General features: G+C 68.9%; 15 protein-coding genes and 3 pseudogenes. 12 read left to right on the forward strand and 6 right to left on the reverse strand.

Annotation, left to right across the window (positions count from 1 at the left end):
• Positions 1-28 precede the first annotated feature (28 nt).
• Positions 29-396 (reverse strand): annotated as a pseudogene (locus ACH4SI_RS17095) (peptidase M15); the annotation flags it as partial.
• Between the two features lie 539 nt (positions 397-935).
• Here ACH4SI_RS17095 and ACH4SI_RS17100 point away from each other — a divergent pair.
• Positions 936-1,070, forward strand: coding sequence for a hypothetical protein (locus ACH4SI_RS17100; protein WP_398296514.1), 135 nt, complete (start codon positions 936-938; stop codon positions 1,068-1,070).
• 15 nt (positions 1,071-1,085) lie between these two features.
• Positions 1,086-1,268 (forward strand): hypothetical protein, encoded by a 183-nt coding sequence (locus ACH4SI_RS17105; protein ID WP_398296515.1) that lies wholly within the window; start codon positions 1,086-1,088, stop codon positions 1,266-1,268.
• A gap of 435 nt (positions 1,269-1,703) precedes the next feature.
• On the opposite strand, the pseudogene ACH4SI_RS17110 reads toward ACH4SI_RS17105, so the two are convergent.
• Positions 1,704-2,268: pseudogene (locus tag ACH4SI_RS17110) on the reverse strand (integrase core domain-containing protein).
• A gap of 787 nt (positions 2,269-3,055) precedes the next feature.
• Between ACH4SI_RS17110 and ACH4SI_RS17115 the strand changes: the two are divergent.
• The 9 genes and pseudogenes from ACH4SI_RS17115 to ACH4SI_RS17155 all read left to right on the forward strand — a co-directional run bounded on the left by ACH4SI_RS17115 (position 3,056) and on the right by ACH4SI_RS17155 (position 18,398).
• On the forward strand, positions 3,056-4,651 hold the full coding sequence (locus ACH4SI_RS17115; RefSeq protein ID WP_398296516.1) for an arabinofuranosidase catalytic domain-containing protein: 1,596 nt from the start codon (positions 3,056-3,058) through the stop codon (positions 4,649-4,651).
• A 235-nt stretch (positions 4,652-4,886) separates the two neighbouring features.
• On the forward strand, positions 4,887-7,340 hold the full coding sequence (locus tag ACH4SI_RS17120) for an RICIN domain-containing protein (RefSeq protein WP_398296517.1): 2,454 nt from the start codon (positions 4,887-4,889) through the stop codon (positions 7,338-7,340).
• A 141-nt stretch (positions 7,341-7,481) separates the two neighbouring features.
• A pseudogene (locus ACH4SI_RS17125) lies at positions 7,482-8,285 on the forward strand (SGNH/GDSL hydrolase family protein); the annotation flags it as partial.
• 161 nt (positions 8,286-8,446) lie between these two features.
• Positions 8,447-10,048, forward strand: coding sequence for a glycoside hydrolase family 27 protein (locus ACH4SI_RS17130; protein ID WP_398296570.1), 1,602 nt, complete (start codon positions 8,447-8,449; stop codon positions 10,046-10,048).
• A gap of 139 nt (positions 10,049-10,187) precedes the next feature.
• A complete protein-coding gene (locus ACH4SI_RS17135; RefSeq protein ID WP_398296518.1) occupies positions 10,188-11,720 on the forward strand; it encodes an arabinofuranosidase catalytic domain-containing protein in 1,533 nt (510 codons plus the stop codon).
• 146 nt (positions 11,721-11,866) lie between these two features.
• Positions 11,867-12,013 (forward strand): hypothetical protein, encoded by a 147-nt coding sequence (locus ACH4SI_RS17140; protein WP_398296519.1) that lies wholly within the window; start codon positions 11,867-11,869, stop codon positions 12,011-12,013.
• A 36-nt stretch (positions 12,014-12,049) separates the two neighbouring features.
• Positions 12,050-13,381: a ricin-type beta-trefoil lectin domain protein gene (locus ACH4SI_RS17145; RefSeq protein WP_398296520.1), complete on the forward strand. Its 1,332-nt coding sequence runs from the start codon at positions 12,050-12,052 to the stop codon at positions 13,379-13,381.
• A gap of 434 nt (positions 13,382-13,815) precedes the next feature.
• Positions 13,816-17,025, forward strand: coding sequence for a bifunctional cytochrome P450/NADPH--P450 reductase (locus ACH4SI_RS17150; protein WP_398296521.1), 3,210 nt, complete (start codon positions 13,816-13,818; stop codon positions 17,023-17,025).
• A gap of 215 nt (positions 17,026-17,240) precedes the next feature.
• Entirely contained in the window at positions 17,241-18,398 is a 1,158-nt protein-coding gene (locus tag ACH4SI_RS17155; RefSeq protein ID WP_398296522.1) for an MFS transporter, read from the forward strand.
• 108 nt (positions 18,399-18,506) lie between these two features.
• Here the strand turns inward: ACH4SI_RS17155 and ACH4SI_RS17160 are convergent, their stop codons facing one another.
• Entirely contained in the window at positions 18,507-19,130 is a 624-nt protein-coding gene (locus tag ACH4SI_RS17160; protein WP_063737376.1) for a TetR/AcrR family transcriptional regulator, read from the reverse strand.
• Positions 19,131-19,323: 193 nt separating this feature from the next.
• Here ACH4SI_RS17160 and ACH4SI_RS17165 point away from each other — a divergent pair, with 193 nt between their 5' ends.
• A complete protein-coding gene (locus ACH4SI_RS17165; RefSeq protein ID WP_398296523.1) occupies positions 19,324-20,391 on the forward strand; it encodes an AraC family transcriptional regulator in 1,068 nt (355 codons plus the stop codon).
• Between the two features lie 6 nt (positions 20,392-20,397).
• Here the strand turns inward: ACH4SI_RS17165 and ACH4SI_RS17170 are convergent, their stop codons facing one another.
• Genes ACH4SI_RS17170 through ACH4SI_RS17180 form a run of 3 tightly spaced genes read right to left on the reverse strand, consistent with a single transcriptional unit; the run spans position 20,398 to position 24,046 of the window.
• Positions 20,398-21,819 (reverse strand): aldehyde dehydrogenase family protein, encoded by a 1,422-nt coding sequence (locus tag ACH4SI_RS17170; RefSeq protein WP_398296524.1) that lies wholly within the window; start codon positions 21,817-21,819, stop codon positions 20,398-20,400.
• The gene (locus ACH4SI_RS17175) at positions 21,816-22,691 is read right to left on the reverse strand and encodes an SDR family NAD(P)-dependent oxidoreductase (RefSeq protein ID WP_398296525.1); all 876 of its coding nucleotides are present in this window, start codon (positions 22,689-22,691) and stop codon (positions 21,816-21,818) included. The genes ACH4SI_RS17170 and ACH4SI_RS17175 overlap by 4 nt, the downstream gene beginning before the upstream one ends.
• Positions 22,688-24,046: a flavin-containing monooxygenase gene (locus ACH4SI_RS17180; RefSeq protein ID WP_398296571.1), complete on the reverse strand. Its 1,359-nt coding sequence runs from the start codon at positions 24,044-24,046 to the stop codon at positions 22,688-22,690. The genes ACH4SI_RS17175 and ACH4SI_RS17180 overlap by 4 nt, the downstream gene beginning before the upstream one ends.
• Positions 24,047-24,207 lie beyond the last annotated feature (161 nt).

Here is a 24,207-nt window from a genome sequence, read left to right on the forward strand (position 1 = left end):
GTGGCGCGAGGCCCCGGAACGGGGTGTGTCAGATGCCGCAGGAGGGCGCCGACCAGAAGCGGCTCTCGTGGTGGTCCACATGAGCGTGGTCGTCGTGGCCCGGGTAGCCGGTGCCAAGGGTGCCGTTGAAGCCGTGGTTACGGGCGGCCTGGACCAGCAGGGTGCACAGGGAGTGCGGCCCCGCGCCGGCCGCGTTGTCGCACGCCGTTGAGCGGAAACCGCTGGTGACATTGAGCGGTCGATGGTGCGCAGGGCGTTGGACTTGGCGGTGGCGGCGCTCACCGCCCAGCGATCCCAGGTGGAGTTGCACTTGTTCAGCTCGGCGTAGCTGAAGTGGATCGGGGTGCAGTCGGCGTCCTGCAGCGAGTAGATCTTGCTGAAGGTGGCGGGGCCGGCCGCCTTGGCCCCGGATGTCTCACGTGCGAGACGCCGACACGGCGGCGGCCGCGGTCAACTTCGGGCTGTCCCTGCGGGCGCTCCTGGCCGTGGCCGGCCGCGCCGACGACATCGTGATGGTACCGGTGAAGTGGTTCGGGGTAGTGGGCGGCGGTCCGGCCATGCATCATCTCGCCATAGCTGGATCGTCAAGCTCAAGATCCGCTCAATCGGGTTACCGATAAGGGAGTCGGCTAGTACATTCGTAATTGGCCAACACGGGGCGGCTTCTGACCAAAGCCGCTCTGGGGGAAGGCTGAAACGGGAGGGTTTATGAAGCGCGTTCTCTCCGGTGCAATATCGGCCGTCATGCTGGGAGACATAGTTCTCGGCAGCGGTACTGGTGTGGCATACGCCGAGCCGAAGCCGCGGCCCGCGGCGGCGCAGTCCACCATGGTGAGCCCCATCGAAGAAGCTCGTTCGATGTGCATCATGTCCGATGGCAAGGACGACTGTGCATACTTGATGCACAACGCCAAGATGGAGAAAGTCGCTAAGAAATGCCTGATCAAAGGGGCAATCGTCGGGCAGGGGCACTGGTCGTCGGCCGCTACGTCAGCAAGGACGTGGCCAAGGATGTCGCGGCCAAGACTGTTGTCGGCGGCGCCACCGGCTGCCTCTCTTCGCTCGGCTGAGGGTAAGGAACTCTGATGGGCAAGATTGTATTTACTCTCCTCTGGGCCGGGGTGCTCATTGCGGTGAGCAGGGCGCTCGATGATGTTGTCTGGGCTCAGTATCTGGCAATATTCGTCCTCGGGGGAATGTATGCGTTCACCATCGACAAGGTGCCGGACGCGCGCAGCAAGAACACCCGCGAAGGTTCAGGCCGGTAGCTCTCTTGGCGTCACGCATCAGTATTTCAGCCTCCTGAGGGCTGGCCGGCCCTTCCTGGCGCGTGGCGAGTCATCGGCGTGCTGAACTTTCCGGTCCCTATGGGTGCCGAAATGTCCATCCGCGCAGGTGAAAGAAATCTGACGGTAACGAACGCCTTCGCCGCGCTACGGCTGCTGCCGCTGAGCGACCGGGGCAAGGACGTGGGGAGCCTGGCGCTGCGGCACCAACTCGCCGTGCTGGGGCGGCAGCTCGGCGGAGTCCGTCCCCGGTTCGCGCCCGAGGACCGCACTTTCCTCGCTGCCTTGCTCTATCGTCTTCCCAAGCAGCGCCTCCGTCGGCTTCGACTGCTGGTGACGCCGGACACCGTACTTCGCTGGCACCGTGACCTGCTGCGCCGCAGGCACTGCCCTTGTCGGAAACCTCATCCGTGCAGGTCACGCGGCATGCCGGTACTCGTGGAGGATGCCGCCGAGGCGATCCTGTCGGCGTATGGCGAGGCGGGCTATCGCGTCCGGGTCGTCGATCGGCGGGGGCAAGGGCTGTAGCGGTCTGGCGTAGGCGATGCCCTGGTGTGGTCGGTGTCCGTTGTAGAACTGCTCGAACTCGCGCAAGGTGTGGAGCAGATGTCGCTGGTTCCAGATCAATGTCCGGTCCAGGATCTCGCGGCGACAGGTCTGTATCCAGCGCTCCATGATCGAGTTCATTCGTGGCATCTGGATGCCGCTGGGGTCGAGGTCCATGACCAGGTTCTTCGCCGCTTGTGCTACCCAGGAGGCGGTCGGCTGCGTGGTGGCGCGCGACGAGGGTGCGGTGCCAACGCAGCACCGTGTCAGGGCGTACAAGCAGCCGTAATCTTCGCAGGAGGTGAAGTGGCAGCCGGTGCAGCAGCGCCGCCAGGAACGCCCGATCGCTCGGCGTGAACCGGACCTTTTCCTTGCCGAGTTGGCGTTCCAACACGGTGATCTGGTGGCGCAGGGCAGCAGCACGATCGATCATCATGACGTGCTGACAGCAGCTGCGCGAGAGTGTCGGCTCGAGCGACCGCGGCTAAGGTCTCGGGAATCCGAAGAAGCACGCCCCACCAGGGCGGATGAGATTTCCGGCATGGGCAGGAACCAGCGGGTTCGGCGCCGCTCCACCGTGACGGAGCGGCGCAAGCGTGACGAGTGCGCGGCGGCGAGCCGCGTGTACGGCGTCGCAGCCGCCTGGGTGCCCCAGTGCCATGAATCCGCGGGGCGCCGACGTCGGGCTGCAGGGAGCCGTCGAGCCTTCCGAGCCCCACGTCGTACGGAAGGCGTGGAGCGAATCGATGCCACGCAAGCGCTTCGACGGATGGTACGACCGGCGGAATGCGGGGTCAATCCCGTGCCGTGAAGCGACGGCGGCGCCGACGAGCGTCCCGAAGCCCCGCTGCTTCGGCTGATGCTCTCCGAATCGGCCCTTCGCCACATGAGCTCGGCGGCTGCGTTCCTGCTCACCCGCATGATGGGCAGTCACCCATAATCCGGCGGCCCGCCGTCGGGCAGGCCCGCGCGGCCCGCCCGATGAACTGTTCGAGCGTCCCGATCGGTCCCGAACTGCCGGAATCGGCCGTCGAATCGATTCCGCGACAAGGTTCGCAACAAGTGACTCCGCACTCTTGACAGTCCACGAAGCCGGGAGCACCGTCTCCCCCCGAACCCTCTCTGCAATCTCGCTGCGGAAACGGCACCTTCAAGCGCTTCCGGATTGTCAGCGCCACCACAGACGACCCGATCGGGTCGCGCCGGCACGGTAGGGAGATCAGATGAGAACCATGCGTACAAGGTGCCACCCGCTGTCCGTGCGCGAGGGCGTGCGACGGTTGTTCGCGGCGGTAGGGCGCGGTGGCAGGCCGGGCCGCGTGCCGGGCCGGGCACACGTCCCTCTGTCGACGCGCTCGCCCCGCTCAGCGGCGACAGTGTTCGCCCGGGCGGGAGCCGCGGCCGTGTTCGTCGCCGGCGCGCTTGCCGGCGCCACGGCCACGGCGGGTACGGCCCGTGCTGACACGTCCGGGCCGTGCGACATCTACGCGACAGGCGGCACCCCCTGCGTGGCGGCGCACAGCACGACGCGAGCGTTGTACGCCTCGTACAACGGGCCGCTTTACCAGGTCCGGCGTGCCTCGGACAACAGCACCCGGAACATCGGCGTCCTGAGCGCGGGCGGATACGCCGACGCCGCCGCCCAGGACTCGTTCTGCTCGGGGACGACCTGTCTCATCACGATCATCTATGACCAGTCCGGCCGCGGCAACAACCTCACCCAGGCGCCCGGCGGCGGTGCTGCGGGCGGCCCCGACAACCTCGCGAACGCGACCGCCGCGCCCACCATGGTGGGAGGTCACAAGGCCTACGGCGTTTTCGTGGCGCCCGGCACGGGTTACCGCAACAACCACACCAACGGCATCGCGACCGGGGACAACCCCGAGGGTATGTACGCGATCTTCGACGGCACGCACTACAACGGCGGATGCTGCTTCGACTACGGCAACGCCGAGACGGACAGCAACGACGACGGCAACGGCACCATGGAGGCCATCTACTTCGGCAACATCAGGGTCTGGGGCTACGGTTCGGGCAACGGCCCCTGGATCATGGCCGATCTGGAGAACGGCCTGTTCTCCGGGGTGAACCAGCGCTACAACGCGGGCGACCCGACCATCAACTACCGGTACACGACCGCCATCATCAAGGGCGGCCCGAACCACTGGGCGATCCGTGGCGGCAACGCCCAGTCCGGCGCCCTGTCCACCTTCTACGACGGGCCGCGTCCCAACGTCCCCGGCTACAACCCGATGCGGAAGCAGGGTGCCATCATCCTGGGCACCGGTGGGGACAACAGTAAGGGCGCCCAAGGCACCTTCTACGAGGGCGTGATGACCTCAGGCTACCCGTCGGACGCCACCGAGAACGCGGTCCAGGCCAACATCACCGCTGCCGGATACAGCAACTCCTCCGGCGGGACGAGCACGGGCGCGCTGCACGCGGTGGGGGCGGGCAAGTGCCTGGACGTGCCCAACTCGTCCACCACGGCCGGTACTCAGCTACAGATCTGGGACTGCAGCGGCGGTGCCAACCAGACCTGGGCCCGCACGCCCTCCAGTCAGCTGACCGTCTACAGCGGCAGCAGCCAGATGTGCCTGGACGCGTACAACCACCAGACGTCCGCCGGCACCAAGGTGGTGACCTGGCCATGCAACGGCGGCGCCAACCAGCAGTGGCAGCTGAACTCCGACGGCACCGTCACCGGCACCCAGTCCGGACTCTGCCTCGACGTCACCGGCGCTTCCACCGCAAACGGCGCCTTGGCGGAACTCTGGCCGTGCAACGGCGGGTCCAACCAGCAATGGAATCTCGACTGACGTGACCGGCCCGTGGCCGGCTCACCACCGTCACGGGCCACTCGCCACCGGATACGGGCATCCGCGAGCCCGGCGCCCGGCGGCACCTCCCGGATCTTCCGACCGTCCGGCCGAATCGCCGTATTCCCCTCGCCCGGACCCGGCAGGGGGGCGCGTCGCGCAGGCGGCTTCGACGGCGAACAACGCCGCACCGCCCGCACCACCGGTCCCCACGCGCCACCACTGGAGGATGACGATGTCCGGAGCCAGAGCGCTCCGCGGCCTCTGGGCCGCCCCCGTAGCTGTGCTCGCCCTACTGGCCGGGAGCCTGGCCACGGCCGGGGCCACGTTCGCCGTACCGGCCGAGCGCCACGCGCCGGCCGCCGCCCTGTACGTGGCTCCGGATGCGGATCCCGGCGGGGACGGCACCGCCGGACGGCCGTTCGCGACGATCGACCAGGCGCAGCGGCCCGCGCACCAGCTCTCGGCCGATACGGATGTCGTGGTCCACCTGGCCGGGGGGACCTACCGGTTGTCCCAGCCGCTGACCTTCGGCTCCGGCGACGGCGGCCAGAACGGCCACACCATCACCTACCAGGCCGCGTCCGGGCAGCAGCCGGTCGTGACGGGTGCCCGCCAGGTAATGAATTGGCAGGTGCATGATCAGTCGAGCAACATCTGGTCGGCCCACATCGGCACCGGCGTGAACACGCGCCAGTTGTACGTGAACGGCAAGGAGGCGCCGCGGGCGGCGATCCAGGTGCCCCGCTCCGCCTTCACCTTCACCCAGACCGGCCTGACCGTCACCGACCCCTCCCTCGACTACCTGGCCGGTCTCTCGGACAAGAGCCACATGGAAGTCGAGAGCGTCAACTCCTTCACCGACCGCTACGCGCCGGTTCAGTCGATCAGCGGCAGAACCATCACCATGCAGCAGCCCGCCTGGAACAACAACTCGTGGGGTTACGACACCATCAACGCGCCGTTCGCCGGCGGAACCATGTATCTGGAGAACAACTACGCGTTCCTCAAGCAGGCCGGACAGTGGTACCTCGACTCGTCCACCGGCGACCTGTACTACCGGGCACAGCCGGGGCAGAACCCCAACACCCTCGATGTCGAACTGCCCCAATTGCAGAGCCTGCTCGGCATCAGCGGCAGCTACGGCTCACCGGCGACCGGTCTGGGATTCGCCGGCATCCGGTTCACGGGAACCTCCTGGCTCGGCCCGAGCGGCTCCGACGGCTACGCGGACCAGCAGAGCGGCGCGCACATCACCGGCGCCCACGCGATGCCCGCCAATTGGCTGAGCACCTGCAAGTCGGGCTGTACGCAGTTCGAGGCCATCCGTAACCACTGGGTGCAGATGCCCGCGGCCGTACAGGTCTCCGCCGCCACCGGCATCACGTTCTCCGGCAACACCTTCTCCGAACTCGGGCAGGCCGGACTTGGCGTGGGCAACGACGGTGCCGCCACGGCCTCCGGTACCGGACTCGGCGCGGGCGACATCAGCATCACCGACAACACGTTCACCGACATCGCCGGCAGTGGCATCCAGGTCGGCGGGATCCAGCCGGACGCGCACCACCCCGGCAACCCGCAGATGACCAACCATGACATCACCGTCAGCAACAACCGGGTGAGCGGGGTGGGCACCGACTACAAGGAAACCGCGGGCATCCTGTCCACCTACGTCACGAACGCCACGATCACCCACAACCAATGCGACCACCTTCCCTACGACGGGATCGACATCGGCTGGGGCTGGGGCATCAACGACCCGGGCGGCAGCCAGGACTACGTCAACCGGGGAACGTACGCCTACCAGCCCGTCTACAGCACGCCCACGACGCTGAAGAACAACACCGTCTCCCACAACCTGGTCTTCGACACCAAGAAGGCGATGTTCGACGGCGGCAGCATCTACAGCCTGTCCGCGAGCCCCGGCTCGGTGATCAGCGACAACTACATGTACGGCAACAACCACACCACCGCGCTGTACCTCGACGAGGGATCGCGGTACCTGGCGGTGTCCCGCAACGTGGTGCAGGACGCCAGTAACTGGGCGCTCACCAATGCCAATGGGAACAACCACACCGACGACAGCACCTTCTCCGGCAACTGGTACAACGGCGGCAACACCTACGTGGCCACCGGTCCTCCGCACAACAACATCCTCACCGGCAACGTCCTGGTCAGCGGCACCAACTGGCCGCAGGGCGCCAAACAGGTCATCCAGCAGGCGGGCATCCAGTCCTCGGGCGGCGGTGGTGGCGGCTTCCCCACCGGCTACCACCAGCTGGTGATCGGCAGCGACAGTCTGTGCCTCGACGTGTACGGCGACTCCACCGCTGCGGGCGCCGCGATCGACCAGTGGACCTGCAACGGGCAGAGCAACCAGCAGTTCGAGTTCGTGCCGGTCTCAGGCGGCTATGGGCAACTGCGGGCGCAGCACTCCGGACACGTCGTGGCGGTGTCGGGCGGCTCCACGGCCGCCGGTACGCCCAACATCGTGCAGCAGGCTCCGGACGGAACGGCCGGCACTCTGTGGCTGCCGGTACGACAGCCCGACGACTCGTACGCCTTCCAGAACAAGAACAGCGGTCTGTGCCTTGACGTCTACGGCGGCGGCAGCAGCCTCGGCCAGCAGCTCGACCAATGGCCCTGCAAGAACACCGCCGGCAGCAACCAGGACTTCACCCCCCGCTGACCGGCCCGCGCCCGGCCCCTCGCTCCCGATCGGCACGCACCAGGCAGGAATTCCGTGTCGGCGCCGGGCAGTGTCGACGGGCCCGCACGGACCGGCGGCTCGTTCACCACATCCACCGTCCCACACCAGTGAGGAACGCTGATGAAGAAGCACTGGGTCCCCTTGGCCGTGGCGCTGACGGCCGCGCTCGGCATGGGCGCCGCATTGCCCGCGACCGCCGCCACCAGCACCGAGGCGCCTCCCCCTGCCGCGCGGGCCGCCGCGCCCGCCGCCTTACGGCTGATGCCGTTGGGCAACTCGATCACCTGGGGCGTCGGCAGCCCGTCCGGGAATGGTTACCGCGGCTTTCTGTGGAACCGTCTGGCGGCCGAGGGACACGCCGTGGACTTCGTCGGCTCGGGACGCGGCGGGTCCATGTCCGACCCGGACAACGAAGGCCACTCCGGCTGGCGGATCGACCAGATAGCAGGAATCACGGACTCCGTGCTGGCCCGCTACCGGCCGAATGTGGTCACCCTGGAAATCGGCACCAACGATCTCAACGGCAACTATCAGGTCCCGACCGCACCCGACCGGCTCCGTGCACTCATCGACCAGATCACGAGGGACGCGCCCGACGCGACCGTCCTCGTCGGCACCCTGATCGTCTCCACCAGCGGTACCGAGGAGGCCCACCGGCCCGCGTTCAACGCCAAGCTCCCCGGAATCGTCCAGGCCGAGCAGGCCGCCGGCAAGCACGTACGCCTGGTGGACATGAGCGCTCTGACTGCCGCGGACCTGTCCGACGCCCTGCACCCCAACGACAACGGCTACCGCAAGATGGCGGACGCATTCAACGCGGGGGTCCAGGCCGCGGACGCGGCGGGCTGGATCAAACCGCCCCGTCCCGTGCGTGGCCAGGTGCGGCATTCCTCAGCGGCGGACCGCACTTCCGGTCTCCTGGGCCCCGTGAACCGGCGTACGTGAACGTCACCCGCCGCACCGGCACCACGCCCGGCGGACGCGCCCCGGGAGTGGGCGCCTCCTTCCGCAACCCGGCCCAGGAGTGATGAATCATGCCCGTGTCCACTGCGAGAGCCAGGCGACGGTTGTCGCTGTCCCCGCGGATGTCCTTGCGCAGAACATTGACGCTCATCGTCTCGGTCGTGCTGCTCACCGCGGCCGTTCCCCTCGTCTCCCTCGGAACGGCGCAACCCGCCGCCGCACTCGGCAACGGGCTCGCGCTGACCCCGCAGATGGGTTTCAACGACTGGAACGCGTACGGCTGCAATGTCTCCGAGTCGCTCATCAAGTCCACCGCGCAGGCGATGCACACCAACGGCATGCAGGCGGCGGGCTACTCGTACGTCAACATCGACGACTGCTGGATGACCCACAGCCGCGACTCCGGCGGCCGCCTGGTGCCGGACCCGGCCAAGTTCCCGGACGGCATCAAGGGCACCGCGGACTACGTGCACTCGCTGGGGCTGAAGCTGGGGATCTACGAGGACGCGGGCACCGCGACCTGCGCCGGGTATCCGGGCAGCCTGGGGCACGAGACCACGGACGCGCAGTCGTTCGCTTCCTGGGGCGTGGACTATCTGAAGTACGACAACTGCAACAACACAGGGGCGCCCGCGCGGACCCGGTACACCGTGATGCGTGACGCCCTGGCGGCCACCGGCCGGCCGATCCTGTTCAGCCTGTGCAACTGGGGCCAGGAGAACGTGTGGACCTGGGGCGCGGGGGTGGGCAACAGCTGGCGCACCACCGGGGACATCACCGCCAGCTTCTCCAGCATGCTGTCGATCTTCCACAGCAACGTGGGGCTGGCCTCCTACGCCGGTCCCGGCCACTGGAACGACCCGGACATGCTGGAGGTCGGCAACGGCTCACTGACGGCCACTGAGAGCCGCAGCGAGTTCAGTCTGTGGGCGGAGATGGCCGCGCCGCTGATCGCGGGCACCAACATCCCCTCGGCCAGTGCGGACACCCTCTCCACGCTGACCAACTCCCGGGTGATCGCGGTGGACCAGGATCCCCTGGGCAAGCAGGGCACCATGGTCTCCTCCTCGGGCGGCCTGGACGTGCTGGCCAAGCCGCTGGCCAATGGGGACGTGTCGGTCGCGCTGTTCAACGAGACGGGCTCGACGGCGACCATCACCACCACCGCGGCCGCGATCGGGAAGTCCGGCGCGTCCGCCTACGCGCTGACCGACCTGTGGTCGGGAGCGTCCTCGACCACCTCCGGCACGATCAGTGCCTCGGTGCCGGCACACGGCACGGTGATGTACCGGGTCGCGGGCGGCACCAGTAGCGGCGGCGGCACCAGCGTGACCGGCGCGCTGCACGCGGTGGGCGCCGGCAAGTGCCTGGACGTACCGGACTCGACCACGACCGCCGGCACCCAGGTGGAGATCTGGAGCTGCCACGGCGGGGACAACCAGACCTGGACGCACTCCACCTCCGACCAGCTCACCGTCTACTCAGACAGCCGCCGCATGTGCCTGGACGCCTACGACAACCGGACCAGCCCCGGGACGAAGGTGGAGATCTGGTCGTGCAACGGCCAGACCAACCAGCAGTGGACGCTGAACTCGAACGGCACGATCACCGGAGTCCAGTCCGGTCTGTGCCTGGACGTCGCCGGAGGGGCCACGGCCGACGGCACCCTCGCCCAGCTGTGGACCTGCAACGGCAGCAGCAGCCAGCGCTGGACGCTGGGATGAGTCCCCCTCCGGCGCCTCGGCCCAGCACCGGCCGGGCTCTCCCACGGGGCCTGCCCGCCACGGACAGCCGGGGCCTCCGCATCGACCACCGGCAGCTTCGGTGCCGCCGTGGGGCGGCACCGCCACAGAGGAGGTCGCCATGATCGAACCAGCCGTCCCTCCCGGGCGAAGGAGAGGGAAAGCCGTACTCCTTGTCGCCCTGGCGATGGCCCTGGCCGCGTTCGGCGCGCCGGCGTTCGCCACGTCATCGCACCCCCGGACCACGGCCACCATCCACCCGGCGGCCCACCGCGCGGCGGACGCGTCGCTTCCGTGTGACATCTACGCCGCGGGCGGTACGCCGTGTGTGACGGCGCACTCCACCACCAGGGCCCTCTTCGCGTCGTACAACGGGCCGCTGTACCAGATCCAGCGGTCCTCCGATCACAGCTACCGCGACATCGCGGTGCTCGGCGCGGGCGGATACGCCGACGCGGCTTCCCAGGTCTCGTTCTGCTCGGGCACGTCGTGCACGATCACCAAGATCTACGACCAGACCACCGAGCACAACGACCTGCCCATCTCCTGGGGCGGCTTCTGGAAGGGCCCTGGCCCGGGCGGATCCGACGTCGGGGCGGACGCCATGGCCCTGCCGGTGACCGCGGCCGGCCACCAGGTCTTCGGCGTCAAGGTCAAGCAAGGTGTCGGCTACCGGATCGATCACGCGAAGGGTGTGGCCACCGGTTCCCAGCCCGAAGGCATCTACATGGTGACGTCGTCGAACTACACCAACCAGTGGTGCTGCTTCGACTACGGCAGCGGGGAGAACTCCCACACCGACACCGGCAACGCCACCATGAACGCCATCTACTGGGGCAACGCCTGCTGGTTCAACGGGTGCACCGGCAACGGCCCGTGGGTGGAAGCCGATCTGGAGAACGGCATGTACCACACCAACACCGGCTCCAACAAGGACCCCAACAACACCGGCGTGCACTACCCGTTTGTCAGCGCGTGGCTGAAGAACAACGGCACCAGCAACTTCACCCTCAAATACGGCAACGGCGCCAGCGGCGGCCTGACCACCACCTTCTCCGGTCCCCTGCCGGGCGGTTACTCACCGATGAAGCTCGACAGTTCGGTCCTGCTCGGCACCGGGGGCGACAACAGTGTCTCGGGCACCGGCGAGTTCTTCGAAGGCGCGATGACGGCGGGCTACCCCTCCGACGCCACCGAGAACGCCGTGCAGGCCGCCATCACCGCCGCCGGCTACGGGGTGGGCGGCGGCGGTGGCAACACGACGGGTGCGCTGCGCGCGGTGGGTGCGGGCAGGTGCCTGGAGGTGCCTGGCGCGGGCACGACGCCGGGTACGCAGACCCAGATCCGCGACTGCGCCGGCGCGGCGAACCAGACCTGGTCGAAGACCGCCTCCCAGGAGCTCACCGTGTACTCCGGCGGCAGCCGGCTGTGCCTGGATGCCTCCGGCCGGGGCACCGGCCCCGGCACCAAGGTCATCACCTGGGCCTGCAACGGCCAGACCAACCAGCAGTGGAACCTCAACGCGGACGGCACCGTCACCAACGCCCAGTCCGGCCTGTGCCTGGACGTGACCGGCGCCGCCACCGCGAACGGCACCCCCGTCGAACTGTGGACCTGCAACGGGGGATCCAACCAGCAATGGTCACTGAGCTGACCTTGTGAGAGACCCGCGCTCGACACCGGGGCGGCATCCGACCGCCGCCCCGGCGGGCCACCGCGCCGCACCGTCCGAGCAGGGGAGCCAGACCCGTCCATGACGCGCGCCGCAGCCCAGCGGTGCCGAACGGGGCGGAGGATCGGATGGGCACGAGAGCGAGACCCGGCCGTCTGGCACTGACGGTCGGCACCGCCCTCGACGGCAGCGGCAGTACCACGGTCGGCTCGACCACGGTGATGTGGACACCGAACTCCAGGACCAACAACGAATGGACCATCACCGGGGCCTGAGCGGTCACAGCGGCAAGCTTCCGGAAGAAGGAGTACATGAAACCCAAACGCCTTTTCCTGTCCATCGCGGCTGCCGTACTTCTCGTACTGGCAGCTCCGGGCACCTCGTTCAGCAGCGGCCTCGGCGCGCTCGCGTCGGCCACGACCACCGGCGCCGTCCGGGCGACCGCCGGGTGCGGCAAGGCCCCAGAGCTGACGAGTGGTACGCACACGATGCAGGTCGGCGGCCAGACCCGCAGTTACATACTGCGGATTCCTGCCGGCTACGACAGCAACCACCCCTACCGACTGATCTTCGGTTTCCACTGGCGGGGCGGCACGGCGGGCGACGTCGACTCGGGCGGAAGCGACGGGTACAACTGGTCCTACTACGGTCTGCGGCGCCTGGCGGACGCGAACAACAGCACGATCTTCGTCGCGCCCCAGGGCAATGGCAACGGCTGGGCCAACCCCGGCGGCCAGGACGTGACCTTCGTCGACGCCATGGTCAGCCAGATCGAAGCAGGTCTGTGCGTCGACACCACCCAGGTGTTCTCCGCCGGATTCAGCTATGGCGCTGCGATGTCGTACGCCCTGGCCTGCTCGCGGGCGACGGTCTTCCGCGCGGTCGCGGTCTACTCCGGCGCGAACCTAAGCGGGTGCAACGGGGGCAACCAGCCCATCGCCTACATGGGTCTGCACGGCCTCAGGGACAACGTGCTGCCCATCGCGTCGGGACGGCAACTGCGCGACACCTTCGTCCGGACGAACGGCTGCACCCCGCAGAACCCGCCCGAGCCGTCCTACGGAAGCCTGGCCCACATCATCACCACCTACTCCGGATGCAGGTCCGGATACCCCGTCGTCTGGGCCGCGTTCGACGGAGCGGGCCACGACCCCGGTCCGATAGACGGTTCCACCGGTGACGGCTGGCGCACCTGGACGTCGGCAGCGGTATGGCAGTTCTTCACACAGTTCGGCTCGAATCCGCCGGCGCCCTCCGGCAACCAGGAGATCGTCGGCCAGCAGTCGGGGCGCTGCCTCGACATCAACAACTCCACCACGGCCAACGGCACGCAGGCACAACTGTGGGACTGCAACGGCGGCTCCAACCAACGGTGGACCCACACCGCCGGGAAGCAGCTGGTGGTCTACGGCAACAAGTGCCTGGGCAGCTCCGGCCAGACGGGCAACGGCACCCCGGCGACGATCTGGGACTGTAGCGGGCAGGCAGATCAGCAGTGGAACATCAATCCCGACGGCACGATCACAGCGGTGCAGTCGGGGCTCTGCCTGGACGCCAACGGCCAGGGGACCGCCAACGGGACGAAAGTACAGCTGTGGAGTTGCACGGGCGGTACGAACCAGCTCTGGCACCTGGAGAACTGACACGCCGGGCCGGGCAGGGGCATCGTGCGGGCCTGGCGCCGCCCTCGAGCCCGAGGTTGCCTGGAGGGGACTGAATCCCCTCCAGGCAACCTACGTGGCTGTGCCGTTCAGAAATCTGTCGCGTCAGGTCAGGCCGCATGTCCGTACTCGTTGATCAGGCCGCAGAGGACGCGAGTCCGGAGCGGTCGTCGCGGAGTACTCGCGTCGGTCAATCCGCGCCAGCCGCAGCACCAACTCCTTCACAACTTCCGCTGTCGCCGGCCGGCCCGGCCTGCCCTGGCGTGACAGGTAACACCTGCGCCCAGCGTACGGGTGGCCTCCGCGTTCCGTCGAGTGACCGTGTCATGCAACACATTCGACTGACATTGTCAGGTGACAATGTCGGGGGTATGTTGATGGCAAGCGACAGCCGGTGCGGCACGGAAGGCAAACTCATGACCAAGACGTCCCCGCGTGGAATCGAGCCGATCCCTCAGCGTCCGGCCCTCCCGCTGGTCGGCCACGCGTTCAGCGTCCCCAGCGGTGCCGACGGCCTGCTCCATGTGATGAAAGAGGCCAAGGAGCTGGGGCCGCTCTTCAGGCTCCGGATCTTCGGCAACGACATCAACTTCATCTCCGGCCTGGACCTCGTCACCGAGCTCGCCGACGAGACCCGCTTCCGCAAGAACGTCCACCCGGACCTCGTCGTCCTCCGGGCGATCGGCGGAGACGGGCTGTTCACGGCCTTCAACGACGAGCCGAACTGGCGGAAGGCGCACGACATCCTCATGCCGGCGTTCTCGCTCGGTGCGATGCGCGGGTACCACGCGACGATGCTCAAGGTCGCCCGGGAGCTGATAGGGAAGTGGGACCGGGCGGCAGGCACGGAGCCCGTGGACGTCGCCGCCGACATGACACGGCTCACCTTCGACACGATCGGCCTGTGCGGCTTCGGCTACGACTTCGAGTCGTTCCGCCGCGACGAGAAGCACCCCTTCGTCACCTCGCTGTCACGGGCGCTCGGCTTCGCCCAGTCCAAGGGGGAGTCGATCCCCGGTACGGAAGTGTTCAAGTGGAGGCAGGCCGAACAGTTCCGCGGCGACGTGACCCTGATGCAGGACCTGGTCGACGACGTGATCCGGCAGCGCAGGGCTTCCGGCGATCAGAGCACCGGCGACCTGCTCGGGCGGATGCTGCACACCCGCGACGCGGGGACGGGCGAACCGCTTGACGACGTGAACATCCGCCACCAGGCGATCACGTTCCTCATCGCCGGGCACGAGACCACCAGCGGGGCGCTGTCCTTCGCTCTGTACTACCTGACCAAGCACCCTGAGGTCCTGGCCCGTGCCCAGGCGGAGGTCGACGCACTGTGGGGCGACACGGACGCGCCCGAACCGGACTACGGAGACATCGGGAAGCTGACGTACATCCGTCAGGTGCTCAACGAGGGCCTGCGGCTGTGGCCCACGGCGCCCGTCTACGCGGTGGAGCCGCTGGAGGACACGGTCATCGGCGGAAAGTACGCCGTGCGCAAGGGCGAGTCGCTGCTGGTGCTCATTCCGCAGCTGCACCGGGACCCGGCCTGGGGCGAGAACGTGGAGCTGTTCGACCCCGACCGATTCCGGCCCGAGCGGGAGGAGGCACGCCCCGTCCACTTGTTCAAACCCTTCGGCAACGGCGAACGCGCCTGCATCGGCCGCCAGTTCGCGCTTCACGAGGCGACCCTGGTCCTCGCGCTCCTGGTGCACCGCTACCGCCTGATCGACCACACCAACTACCAGCTGAAGATCAAACAGTCCCTCACTCTCAAGCCCGACGAGTTCACCCTCGACCTGGCCCGGCGGACGGCCGCGGAGCGGCGCCGTCCCGCCGCCGTGACCAGCGCACCCGCGGCCCTGGAGCGGCCCGCGGCCCGACGCATCACCGGCACCGCACTGACCCTCCTGCACGGCTCCAACCTCGGGACCTGCGCGGGCATCACCCGAGATCTGGCCGAGGACGGCGGCGAACGCGGATTCACCGCGACCGCCACGTCCCTCAACGAAGCGGTGGGCAAGCTGACGCCCGGCGCCGGACCCGTGGTGATCGTGGCCGCCTCCTACAACGGCAGGCCGACCGACGACGCCACGGAGTTCGTCGCCTGGCTGGAGGGACTTGAGCCCGGCTCGCTCGACGGCGTCCAGTACGCCGTACTCGGTGTCGGAGACCGCAACTGGGCCGCCACCTACCAGCGCGTCCCCACCCTCATCGACGAGAAGCTCACCGCCGCAGGCGCCGTACGCCTTCTGGAGCGCGGTGCAGCCGACGCCTCCGGCGACTTCACCGGCACCGTGGACCGGTGGACGGGCGACCTGTGGACCGCCCTGCTCGACCGGTACGGAGCCGAAGGGGAGGCGGCCGCGGTGGAGACGGAGGCCGACCAGGATGCGGGGCTCTACGAGCTGCAGGACACGACCGACTCGGTCATCGGCGGGCTCGCGGCACGCCACGGCGTCCAGTCGATGGAGGTGCTCGACGCGTACGAACTGGTCGACACGGACCACCCGCTCGGCCGCTCCAAGCGCTTCGTGCGGCTGCGGCTGCCCGACGGCGTCACCTACCGCACCGGCGACCACCTGGCCGTACTCCCGCGCAACCCCGACGACCTCGTCCAGCGGGTCGCCGACCGGTTCGGCCTCGACCTGGACCGCACCGTCCGGCTGCGCGCCCGCCGCCGCAGCCGCAACATCCTGCCCGTCGACCGCCCGCTGCCCCTGCGCCGGCTGCTGACCGACTTCGTTGAACTGCAGGACGCAGCGACCCAGGAGCAGGTCGCGGTGCTCGCCGAGCACACGGCCTGCCCACCGGAGAAGCGCCCCTTGGCCGAGCTGGCGGCGGTGGAACCCGAAGCCTTCCGTGAGCAGGTGACGGTCGCGGGGCGAAGCGTCCTGGACCTGCTGGAACGGTACCGCGCCTGCGAGTTGCCGTTCGAGCGCTTCCTCGAACTGCTCCCCGTGCTGCGCCCGCGTCACTACTCGATCTCCTCCTCCGCCCAGGCGGCTCCGGGCGAGGTGGACCTGATGGTCTCGCTGCTGGCAGCACCCCACCGCGGCGGCGAGGGAACCTTCCACGGCATCGCCTCGCACTACATCCAGACCGTTCGGGCCGGGGACACCGTCCAGGCCAGGGTGCTTCCGTGCAGCGAGTCGTTCCGTCTGCCGGAGGACCCGTCCGTCCCCGTCATCCTGGTCAGTGCGGGCACCGGCCTGGCCCCCTTCCGCGGAGCCGTCCTCGACCGCCACCACACCCGGTCGACCGGAACGCTGCTGTGCTACTTCGGCTGCGACCACCCCGACGTCGACTACCTCCACCGCGAGGAATTCGCAGCGGCCGAGGCGGCCGGAGCTGTCAGCATGCGCCCCACCTTCGCCTGCGCGCCCGAGGGCGGCGCCCGCTTCGTCCAGGACCGCATCGCAAAGGAGAGCGACGAGGTCTGGGCCGCACTGGAGGCCGGCGGACGCGTCTACATCTGCGGCGACGGCCGCCGCATGGCTCCCGCCGTGCGCGAGGCGTTCATGGCCATCTACCGCAAGTACACGGGCGCGGACGACGAAGAGGCCACCGCCTGGCTCGCTGCCCTGATCGAGTCCGGCATCTACGTCGAGGACGTCTGGGCCGGCTGAACACACCGGATCCTCTCCACGGGGCACGGGCGTCCGCAGCGCCCGCGCCCCGTGACCTCCCCCGTTCCGAATGCCATTCGCTCTCCCACACGTGAGGTTTCCATGCTTGTCGCACGCTCGGCGGTACGCCGAGGATCCGCGCTCTTCCCGTACTCGTTGCAATGGAGGGACCGGTGAAGGCGCGCGGCGGTACCGTTCTCACCTTCGGCGTGGCGGTGGCGCTCATCGCCGGAGTGACGCTCGGCAACGGTGGGGCGAATGTGATGCCCGTCTTCGTCGACGACTTCGCCTCGCGCTTCGCGATGTCGAACTCCGGTGCCGGCCTCGTCGCCGCGACCCAGCTGCTGGCGACCGCCGTCGTGACCCTGCTGCTGGCCGAACGGGCCGCGCGGCCGGGCCGTGTGCAGCTGACCCGCCTCGGCCTCGCCTCCGCGGGAGTCGGCTTCCTGGCCGCGACGGCAGCGCCCGATGCGGGGACCCTGATCCTGGCGAACCTGGTCCTGGGAGCAGGACTCGGTGCGGTCTACGCCGCGGCCACAGCGGCGCTCGCCGCCACCGACGACGCGGACAAGGCGTCCGCGGTGACCATCTCGGGGACAGTCGGGGTGACGGCGCTGCTGATCATGGCTGTGCCCGCAGCCAACCACAATGTGGGGGAGGGCACCGGGTTCGTACTCATGGCGTTGTGCTGCATGGCTGCCTGGCCTCTCGTGCGCCGGCTTCCGGACGGCCCTCCAGCCTCCGATGGCGCCTCCGACGGCGTGGAGGGCAAAGGCGTCGCGGCCCGCCCTTCGGTGATCCTGCTGGTCGGAACCGCCCTCTTGTGGGCAGTCACCCAGGGGGCATGGTCGTACGCCTCGGTGCTGGGACGTCAGCACACCGCCATGTCGGACTCGGTCGTGTCGGCGGTCCTCGCGGTCTCGAGCGTCGTGGCACTCGTCGGTGCGGTCGTCGGCCCCGCAGCCGCACGCCGCTTCGGGCGCATGCGGTCGATGGCTGCGTTCGTCACAGGCCAGGCCCTCGCGATGGCCGTCCTGATCTCCACCCACGAAGCCGTGTTCTTCATCGCCGCGGCCGTGGTCTGGCAGGCCTGCCAACTGGCCGTCCTGGTACAGATGCTGGCTGCCGCCGCGCTCATCGACCGGACAGGACGCCTGGTCGCGTCCCTCAGTGGGGCGGGCGCGCTGGGCACCGGCGTCGGGCCACTGGCCGTCGGCGCCATCCTGGACGCAGCGGGAGCCGGCGTGCTCAGCATCTTTCTGGCCCTCGGCACTTTCCTCGCCTCTCTGCCTCTGCTCAGTATGACCATGGCAGGTGTAGGCGCCTCCGCAGAGCAGCACTCGGCTCCGTCGCCCGCTGCCGACGCGGGTTGAGAGTATCTGGCGCTGTGGCCAAGTTCCGGTTGACGACATAGGCCGGCCGCCTCCGATCCCGGGTCCCCGCGCTGGTGTCCCGGTGCGGGTGATGGCCCGCCAGCCTGGTCAGGCCGTAGGTACGGTCACGAGGTCCAGTCGGCCACCCGCCAGGGCCACGACGGCGGAGACCAGTGCTTGGAGGGCGGTGTGTTCGGCCGCGTCGTCGGGCAGTGACAGGTGCTGCAGGGTCAGTCCGTCGAAACCCGCGAGGAAGAATCGCGCGAGTGTCTCGGCCGGCTGGCCGAGCTGGTGGCCGGTGCGTTCGGCTGCCTCGTTCACCAGCTTCGTCGTCACGTCCACGATCCCGCCGTAGTGGCCGCGCAGGGCCTCGCTCAGGTGGGGGGTGCGCAGAGCGAACATGGACAGCTCCGTGAGCAGTTGGTAGCTGGTGGGCTGCTCACCCACGGTGCGCCATAAGGCGGCGGCAAGAGCCGCGACCGTTGCCTCGAAACCGGAATCCTCGGGTGTCGCCCGCTCGACCTGGGCGACCAGGTCCTCGGTGAGCTGCTCCATGACGGCGCGGTAGAGCTCCTCCTTCGTGCCGAACGTGTAGTGCACGGTGGCCTGTGCGACGCCCAGCTCGGCAGCGATGGCGCGCGTGCTTCCGGCTGCGACGCCCTCCCTGGTCATGAGGTCGATGGCCGCTTTGATCAGTTGGGGGCGGCGTTCGGCCGCGGAGACGTGAGCCATGTCTCTATTATATCGACTTAGTCCACTGTTTAAGTCGTTCGATCAACTCGATGGGTGGATTCGTGGCAGAGCAGGGCTTGCCCGTTCCTGGCCAGGCCGCGCTCGGCGAACGTCGTCTCGGGGTTCGCTGTCCGACGGCGGACCCCGTCTACTGTTGGTGCGACGAGCAATGTCCTGGTGACAAGGAATGCCCATGCCCCGCCGCCCCTTTCCGGACAACACTCCGGGCACCAGTCGCAGTACGTCGGCCACCATCCCGCCGAACATCCTCCGCTACCTCGCGCTCGTCGCGGAGGGGTACGGCGTCGACATCCACTCGGAGCTGGCCCGCGTCGGACTGGACGAGACGGTGATGCGCTCCGCCGGGCTGCGCGTCTCCTACCGGCAGGGCAGCGCCGTCATCCGCCGTGCTGTGGAGCTCACGGGTGACGCGCACCTGGGCCTGCGGGTGGGTGCGGCCCAGCACCTGACCGCTTGGGGGTTGCTCGGCTTCGCGCAGTTGGCCGCCGAGACCCTGCGGGACGCTGTCGAGACAGGTGTGCGCTTCCAGAACCTGTCCGGGGCCATGGTGGTCTGGTCGGCCCACGAGGAGGAGACCGGCTATGTGCTGCGCGCCGACTTGCCCGACCCCGCGCTCGACCCGACGGTCGCGGTCTTCCTCGCCGAGGAGGCGTTCGCCAGCGTCGTCACGCTGACACGCCTGAGTGCCGGCGTCGAATTCGCCCCGCAGAGCGTCGAGTTCGCCTTCCCCGCGCCGCCCGACATACATCCGTTCACCGAGCTGTTCCGCTGCGCGGTGAGGTTCGCCGCGGCCGAGAACCGCATGGTGTTCCCGATGGTGTGGGCCCGGCGCCCGATGCCGGGCCGGGATCCCGTCACGTACGCCGCCACTCTTGAGGTGCTGGAGCAGGCGATGGCGTCGCGCCGCGACCAGCAGGACCTTCTGGAGGTGCTGGAGATCTCGATCGCGCAGAGCTTGCCCGACGTGCCCTCGGTCGTCGAGCAGGCCCGCCGTCACGCCTCCAGCGAGCGCACGCTGCGCCGTCGTCTGGCCGAGTGCGGTACGACGTACGAGGCCGTCGTCGACGGAGTGAGGCGCGAGCGGGTCGAACAGCTGCTGTACCGAAGCGAGGCGACGATGCGTGACATCGCCCGGCAGGCGGGTTTCTCCGACGTACGGGCGCTCCGACGGGCGGTGCGTCGCTGGCACGGCGTGGCGCCCCGCCAGCTGCGTGTGCGGGAGGGGCGCGTCGGCAGTTGAACGCCGTCAGCGTGTGCGGATCCAGACCGTCTTCTCCCTGGTCCACTGCTCGAAGGCGTTCGTCGACTTCTCCGCGCCGCCGAAGCCGGACTGCTTCCAGCCGCCGAAGGGGGTGGTGATGTCGCCCTCGCTGTAGGCGTTGACCGAGACCACGCCCGCCTGGATGCGGCGGGCCAGGTGGAAGGCCGCATCCAGGTCACGGGTCCAGACCGAGGCGGCGAGACCGTACTCGGAGGCGTTCGCTAGCCCCACGGCCTCGTCCTCGGAGGTGAAGGTCTGGACGGTGACGACCGGGCCGAACAGCTCCTGCGTCAGGACCCTGCCGTTCTCGGGGGCTCCGGTGACGACGGTCGGCGGGTAGTAGGCGCCCTGCGGATGCAGGCCCCTGGGCAGCCCGCCCGTGTGGATCCCGGCACCGGCGGCTCGGGCCTCCTCCACCGCCGCCGCGACCCGGTCCCTGGCCACGCGGCTGATCAGCGGGCCGATCTGCGTCTCCGGCTTGGCCGGGTCCCCGATGACCAGGGCCTTCGCCGCCGCCGTGAACCGGGCGAGGACCTCGTCGGCGATGTCCTGGTGGACCAGGATCCGGGAGCCGGCCGTGCAGTTCTGGCCCATGGTCAGGAACGCGGCCTCGATCATGTTCTCGATCAGTTCGTCGCCGTACGAGAGCGCGTCCGGCATCAGCACCTGGGGACTCTTGCCCCCCATCTCCAGGGAGACCCGCTTGAAGTTGGTCTCCGCCGCATCGGCGAGGATGCCGCGTCCGGTGGTGGCTGATCCGGTGAACGACAGCGCGCGTACGAAGGCGTCGCGGGCGAGGGCCGCTCCGGTGACGGAACCGTGGCCGGGCAGCACCGTCAGCACGTTGTCCGGGAGGCCCGCCTCCGCCGCCAGGCCGGCGAGGTGAAGGGTGGAGCGCGGGGTCGCCTCGGCCGGCTTGAGCAGCAGGCTGTTGCCGACGGCGAGCGCCGGGCCGACCTTCCAGGCGGCCATGGCCAGGGGGTAGTTCCAGGGCAGGATCGCCGCGGCAACGCCGACGGGTTCGCGGCTGACCAGCCCCAGGCTGTCGTGTCCGGTGGAGGCGAGGCGCCCGAAGACCTTGTCGGCCGCCTCCGCGAACCAGCGGATCGACTCGATCGCCCCGGGTACGTCGCCGGTACGGCACTCGGTGATCGGCTTGCCCGCGTCCTCGCTGTCCAGCCGGGCCAGGAGTTCGGCGTCGCGCTCCATGAGGTCAGCGAGGCGGAGCAGTACCGTCGCGCGCTCGCGCGGGGGCCGCCCGGACCAGACGCCGCTCTCGAAGACGACGTGTGCCCGCTCGGCCGCCTTTGCGACCTCGTGCGCGCCGACGGCGGTGACCGTCGTGATCAGCTCGCCTGACGCGGGGTTGACGATGTCGAGCTCGTCCTTCGGATCCGTCCCCGTCATGATTCCTCCACCAGTTCCCACTGGCCGCCGACCTGATGGGCCAGTCCCCTGCGCCGCAGGTCCTCCAGATAGCGGGCCATGCCCCGCTCACCACGCTTCCGGAACAGTGGGAAGAGCCTGGGCAGCAGGTTCGGCGCCAGCATCGCGAACCGGACCAGTCGCGACTCGCCCGGTCGGACGTACGCCTCCAGCCGGGGCCTGTCCAGCAGGCTGACGACGGCGCGGACGACGTCGGCCGGCTGCTGCGGCTGGTCCTGGAACTGCATGGAGTTCCCGCCGTCCACGGCCTCCTGTTGGAGCATCCGGGTGTCGGTCGCCGACGGCAGCACCGAACCGGCCTTGATCCCCTTGTCCCCGAGATCCAGCCCGATGGCGAGCATGGCACCGCGCAGCCCGAACTTCGACGCGGTGTAGATGGGGGTCTCGCCCAGCGGGAAGATCCCGCCGAGGGACACCGCGGTGATCACGCGAGGATCTCCGGAGGCTCGCAGCAGTGGAATGGCGAGGCGGGTGGCGACCAGCGGGGAGAGCAGGTTGAGGTCGATCTCCCGCTCGATGCTCTCGACGCTGCGGACGTCGAAGCGTTCGGCGCTGGTCATTCCGACGTTGTTGACCAGGACGTCGATACGGCCGTGGGTCGCGGCGATGGAATCCAGCACCCGTTCCACCGCGGCGCGGTCCAGCAGGTCGCAGCTCAGGTGGATATGACCGGTTCCGGGGAGTTCGGAGGCGGTGCGCTCGGCGCGCACCTCGTCGATGTCGACCACGACGAGCCGGGCACCGCCGCCGGCGAACCTGCGGCACATCGCGCCGCCGATGCCGCCCGCGCCGCCGGTCACCACGATGACCTTGTCGCGGAAGTCGTACGTCACGACGCCACCGCCTCGCGCCGCACGGACGTCACCCGCGGCGGACGGCCCTCCGCACGCCAGCCCATTTCGGCGGCGACCTTGGCGAGGTACTTCACGATGGCCTCGCTGTGGACGTATCCGGTGTGGCGCGGCGAGTCGACGAACCTCAGCCCGCCGGTCAGGTCGGGCCGGTCGCTGCGGATCATGCGGGCGAACCGCTCGGCCGTCGGGAGCCCGCTCCGGGTGTCCTGGACGAAGGAGGCAATCAACTGGGCTTGGCTGTCGAAGAGTTTGTAGGCCCCGGAGTTCGTCTCCACGAAACCTACGCCGAACAGGCCCTCGTGTTCGCGGGAGAACGACGACAGGTAGAGGTCGGGGTGCTGTTCGTCGCCGAAGTACTTCTGGGCAGTGGGCACCTTGTGCACGTACCCGGTTGCCAGGAGGACCAGGTCGAAGTCGTCGTTGCTGCCGTCGGTGAAGTGGACCGTCCTGCCCTCGGTACGGGAGATGCCGGGCCTGGCCGTGATGTCGCCGTGCTGGAGGTGGTGCAGCAGCATCGAGTTGATCGCGGGGTGGGTCTCGAACAGCTTGTGGTCGGGCTTCTGGAGGCCGAGCCTGCGCGGGTCACCGTTGATGATGCGCAGCAGGGCGCCGAAGAGCTTCTGCTGGAGCCACATCGGCAGGTGCGGTCCGCCCGCCGCGATGGTATCCACCGGGCGTCCGAACAGGTGCTTGGGGATGAACCAGTAGCCGCGCCGCATGCTGATCACCGCGCGGTCGGCGGCACGGGCCGCGTCGCAGGCAATGTCGAGACCGGAGTTCCCGGCACCGACCACGAGCACCCGCTTGCCGCGCAGTTCGTCACTGCTTCGGTAGCTGACGGTGTGGCGCACCTCGCCGGTGAACTCACCTGGCAGGCCCGGGACGTTGGGGTACCACTGCGCGCCAGTGCACACCACGACCTGCTGATGCACGCTCTCCCGCCCGTCGGCCCGGGTCACCGTCCAGGTGCCGTCCGGGTTCTTCTCGACGTCGCGGACCTCGGTGCCGAACTCGATCCGCTCCCTCAGCCCGTACGCCTCGGCGAACGACGTCAGGTAGGACAGGATCTGCCGGTGCGGCGGATAGTCCGCGAAGTGGTCCGGAATGGGGTAGCCGCCGAAGCCGGAGAGGGTCTTGCTGGAGATGAAGTGGGCAGACTCGTACATCGGGCTGCCGGGATTGTCGATGTCCCACAGCCCGCCCGGTCCGGTGTGCCGCTCGATGTGCGTGTACGGCAGGTCCCGCTCCGTCAGCGCCCTCGCGACGGCCAGACCGGCGGGGCCTGCTCCGATGACACAGGTGTCGTATGCGTTGTACCGGTTCTCGCTCACCAGCCCGCCTCCTTTCCTTTACCTGACGTCTCGCAGGTGTTGCCGGAAACCTATGCACCAGGCGCTCGGCGGGAACTGACCCGTGCGGCCACGGAGGGGACCCCAGCGGCCAACGGGCGGCCGTCCCGGTCCAGCGGATCGACTTGATCGACTGACTTGCTCAA

Source organism: Streptomyces sp. NPDC021212, from assembly GCF_044332925.1.
Lineage (GTDB): Bacteria > Actinomycetota > Actinomycetes > Streptomycetales > Streptomycetaceae > Streptomyces.

What these genes read in the sequence shown, in the direction of transcription:
- ACH4SI_RS17115 (WP_398296516.1), top strand. Translation starts at nt 3,056, where the DNA reads ATGAGAACCATGCGTACAAGGTGCCACCCGCTGTCCGTGCGCGAGGGC.
- ACH4SI_RS17165 (WP_398296523.1), top strand. Translation starts at nt 19,324, where the DNA reads ATGCCCCGCCGCCCCTTTCCGGACAACACTCCGGGCACCAGTCGCAGT.
- ACH4SI_RS17145 (WP_398296520.1), top strand. Translation starts at nt 12,050, where the DNA reads ATGAAACCCAAACGCCTTTTCCTGTCCATCGCGGCTGCCGTACTTCTC.
- ACH4SI_RS17135 (WP_398296518.1), top strand. Translation starts at nt 10,188, where the DNA reads ATGATCGAACCAGCCGTCCCTCCCGGGCGAAGGAGAGGGAAAGCCGTA.
- ACH4SI_RS17105 (WP_398296515.1), top strand. Translation starts at nt 1,086, where the DNA reads ATGGGCAAGATTGTATTTACTCTCCTCTGGGCCGGGGTGCTCATTGCG.
- ACH4SI_RS17100 (WP_398296514.1), top strand. Translation starts at nt 936, where the DNA reads ATGCCTGATCAAAGGGGCAATCGTCGGGCAGGGGCACTGGTCGTCGGC.
- ACH4SI_RS17160 (WP_063737376.1), bottom strand. Translation starts at nt 19,130, where the DNA reads ATGGCTCACGTCTCCGCGGCCGAACGCCGCCCCCAACTGATCAAAGCG.
- ACH4SI_RS17170 (WP_398296524.1), bottom strand. Translation starts at nt 21,819, where the DNA reads ATGACGGGGACGGATCCGAAGGACGAGCTCGACATCGTCAACCCCGCG.
- ACH4SI_RS17120 (WP_398296517.1), top strand. Translation starts at nt 4,887, where the DNA reads ATGTCCGGAGCCAGAGCGCTCCGCGGCCTCTGGGCCGCCCCCGTAGCT.
- ACH4SI_RS17130 (WP_398296570.1), top strand. Translation starts at nt 8,447, where the DNA reads ATGTCCTTGCGCAGAACATTGACGCTCATCGTCTCGGTCGTGCTGCTC.
- ACH4SI_RS17140 (WP_398296519.1), top strand. Translation starts at nt 11,867, where the DNA reads ATGGGCACGAGAGCGAGACCCGGCCGTCTGGCACTGACGGTCGGCACC.
- ACH4SI_RS17150 (WP_398296521.1), top strand. Translation starts at nt 13,816, where the DNA reads ATGACCAAGACGTCCCCGCGTGGAATCGAGCCGATCCCTCAGCGTCCG.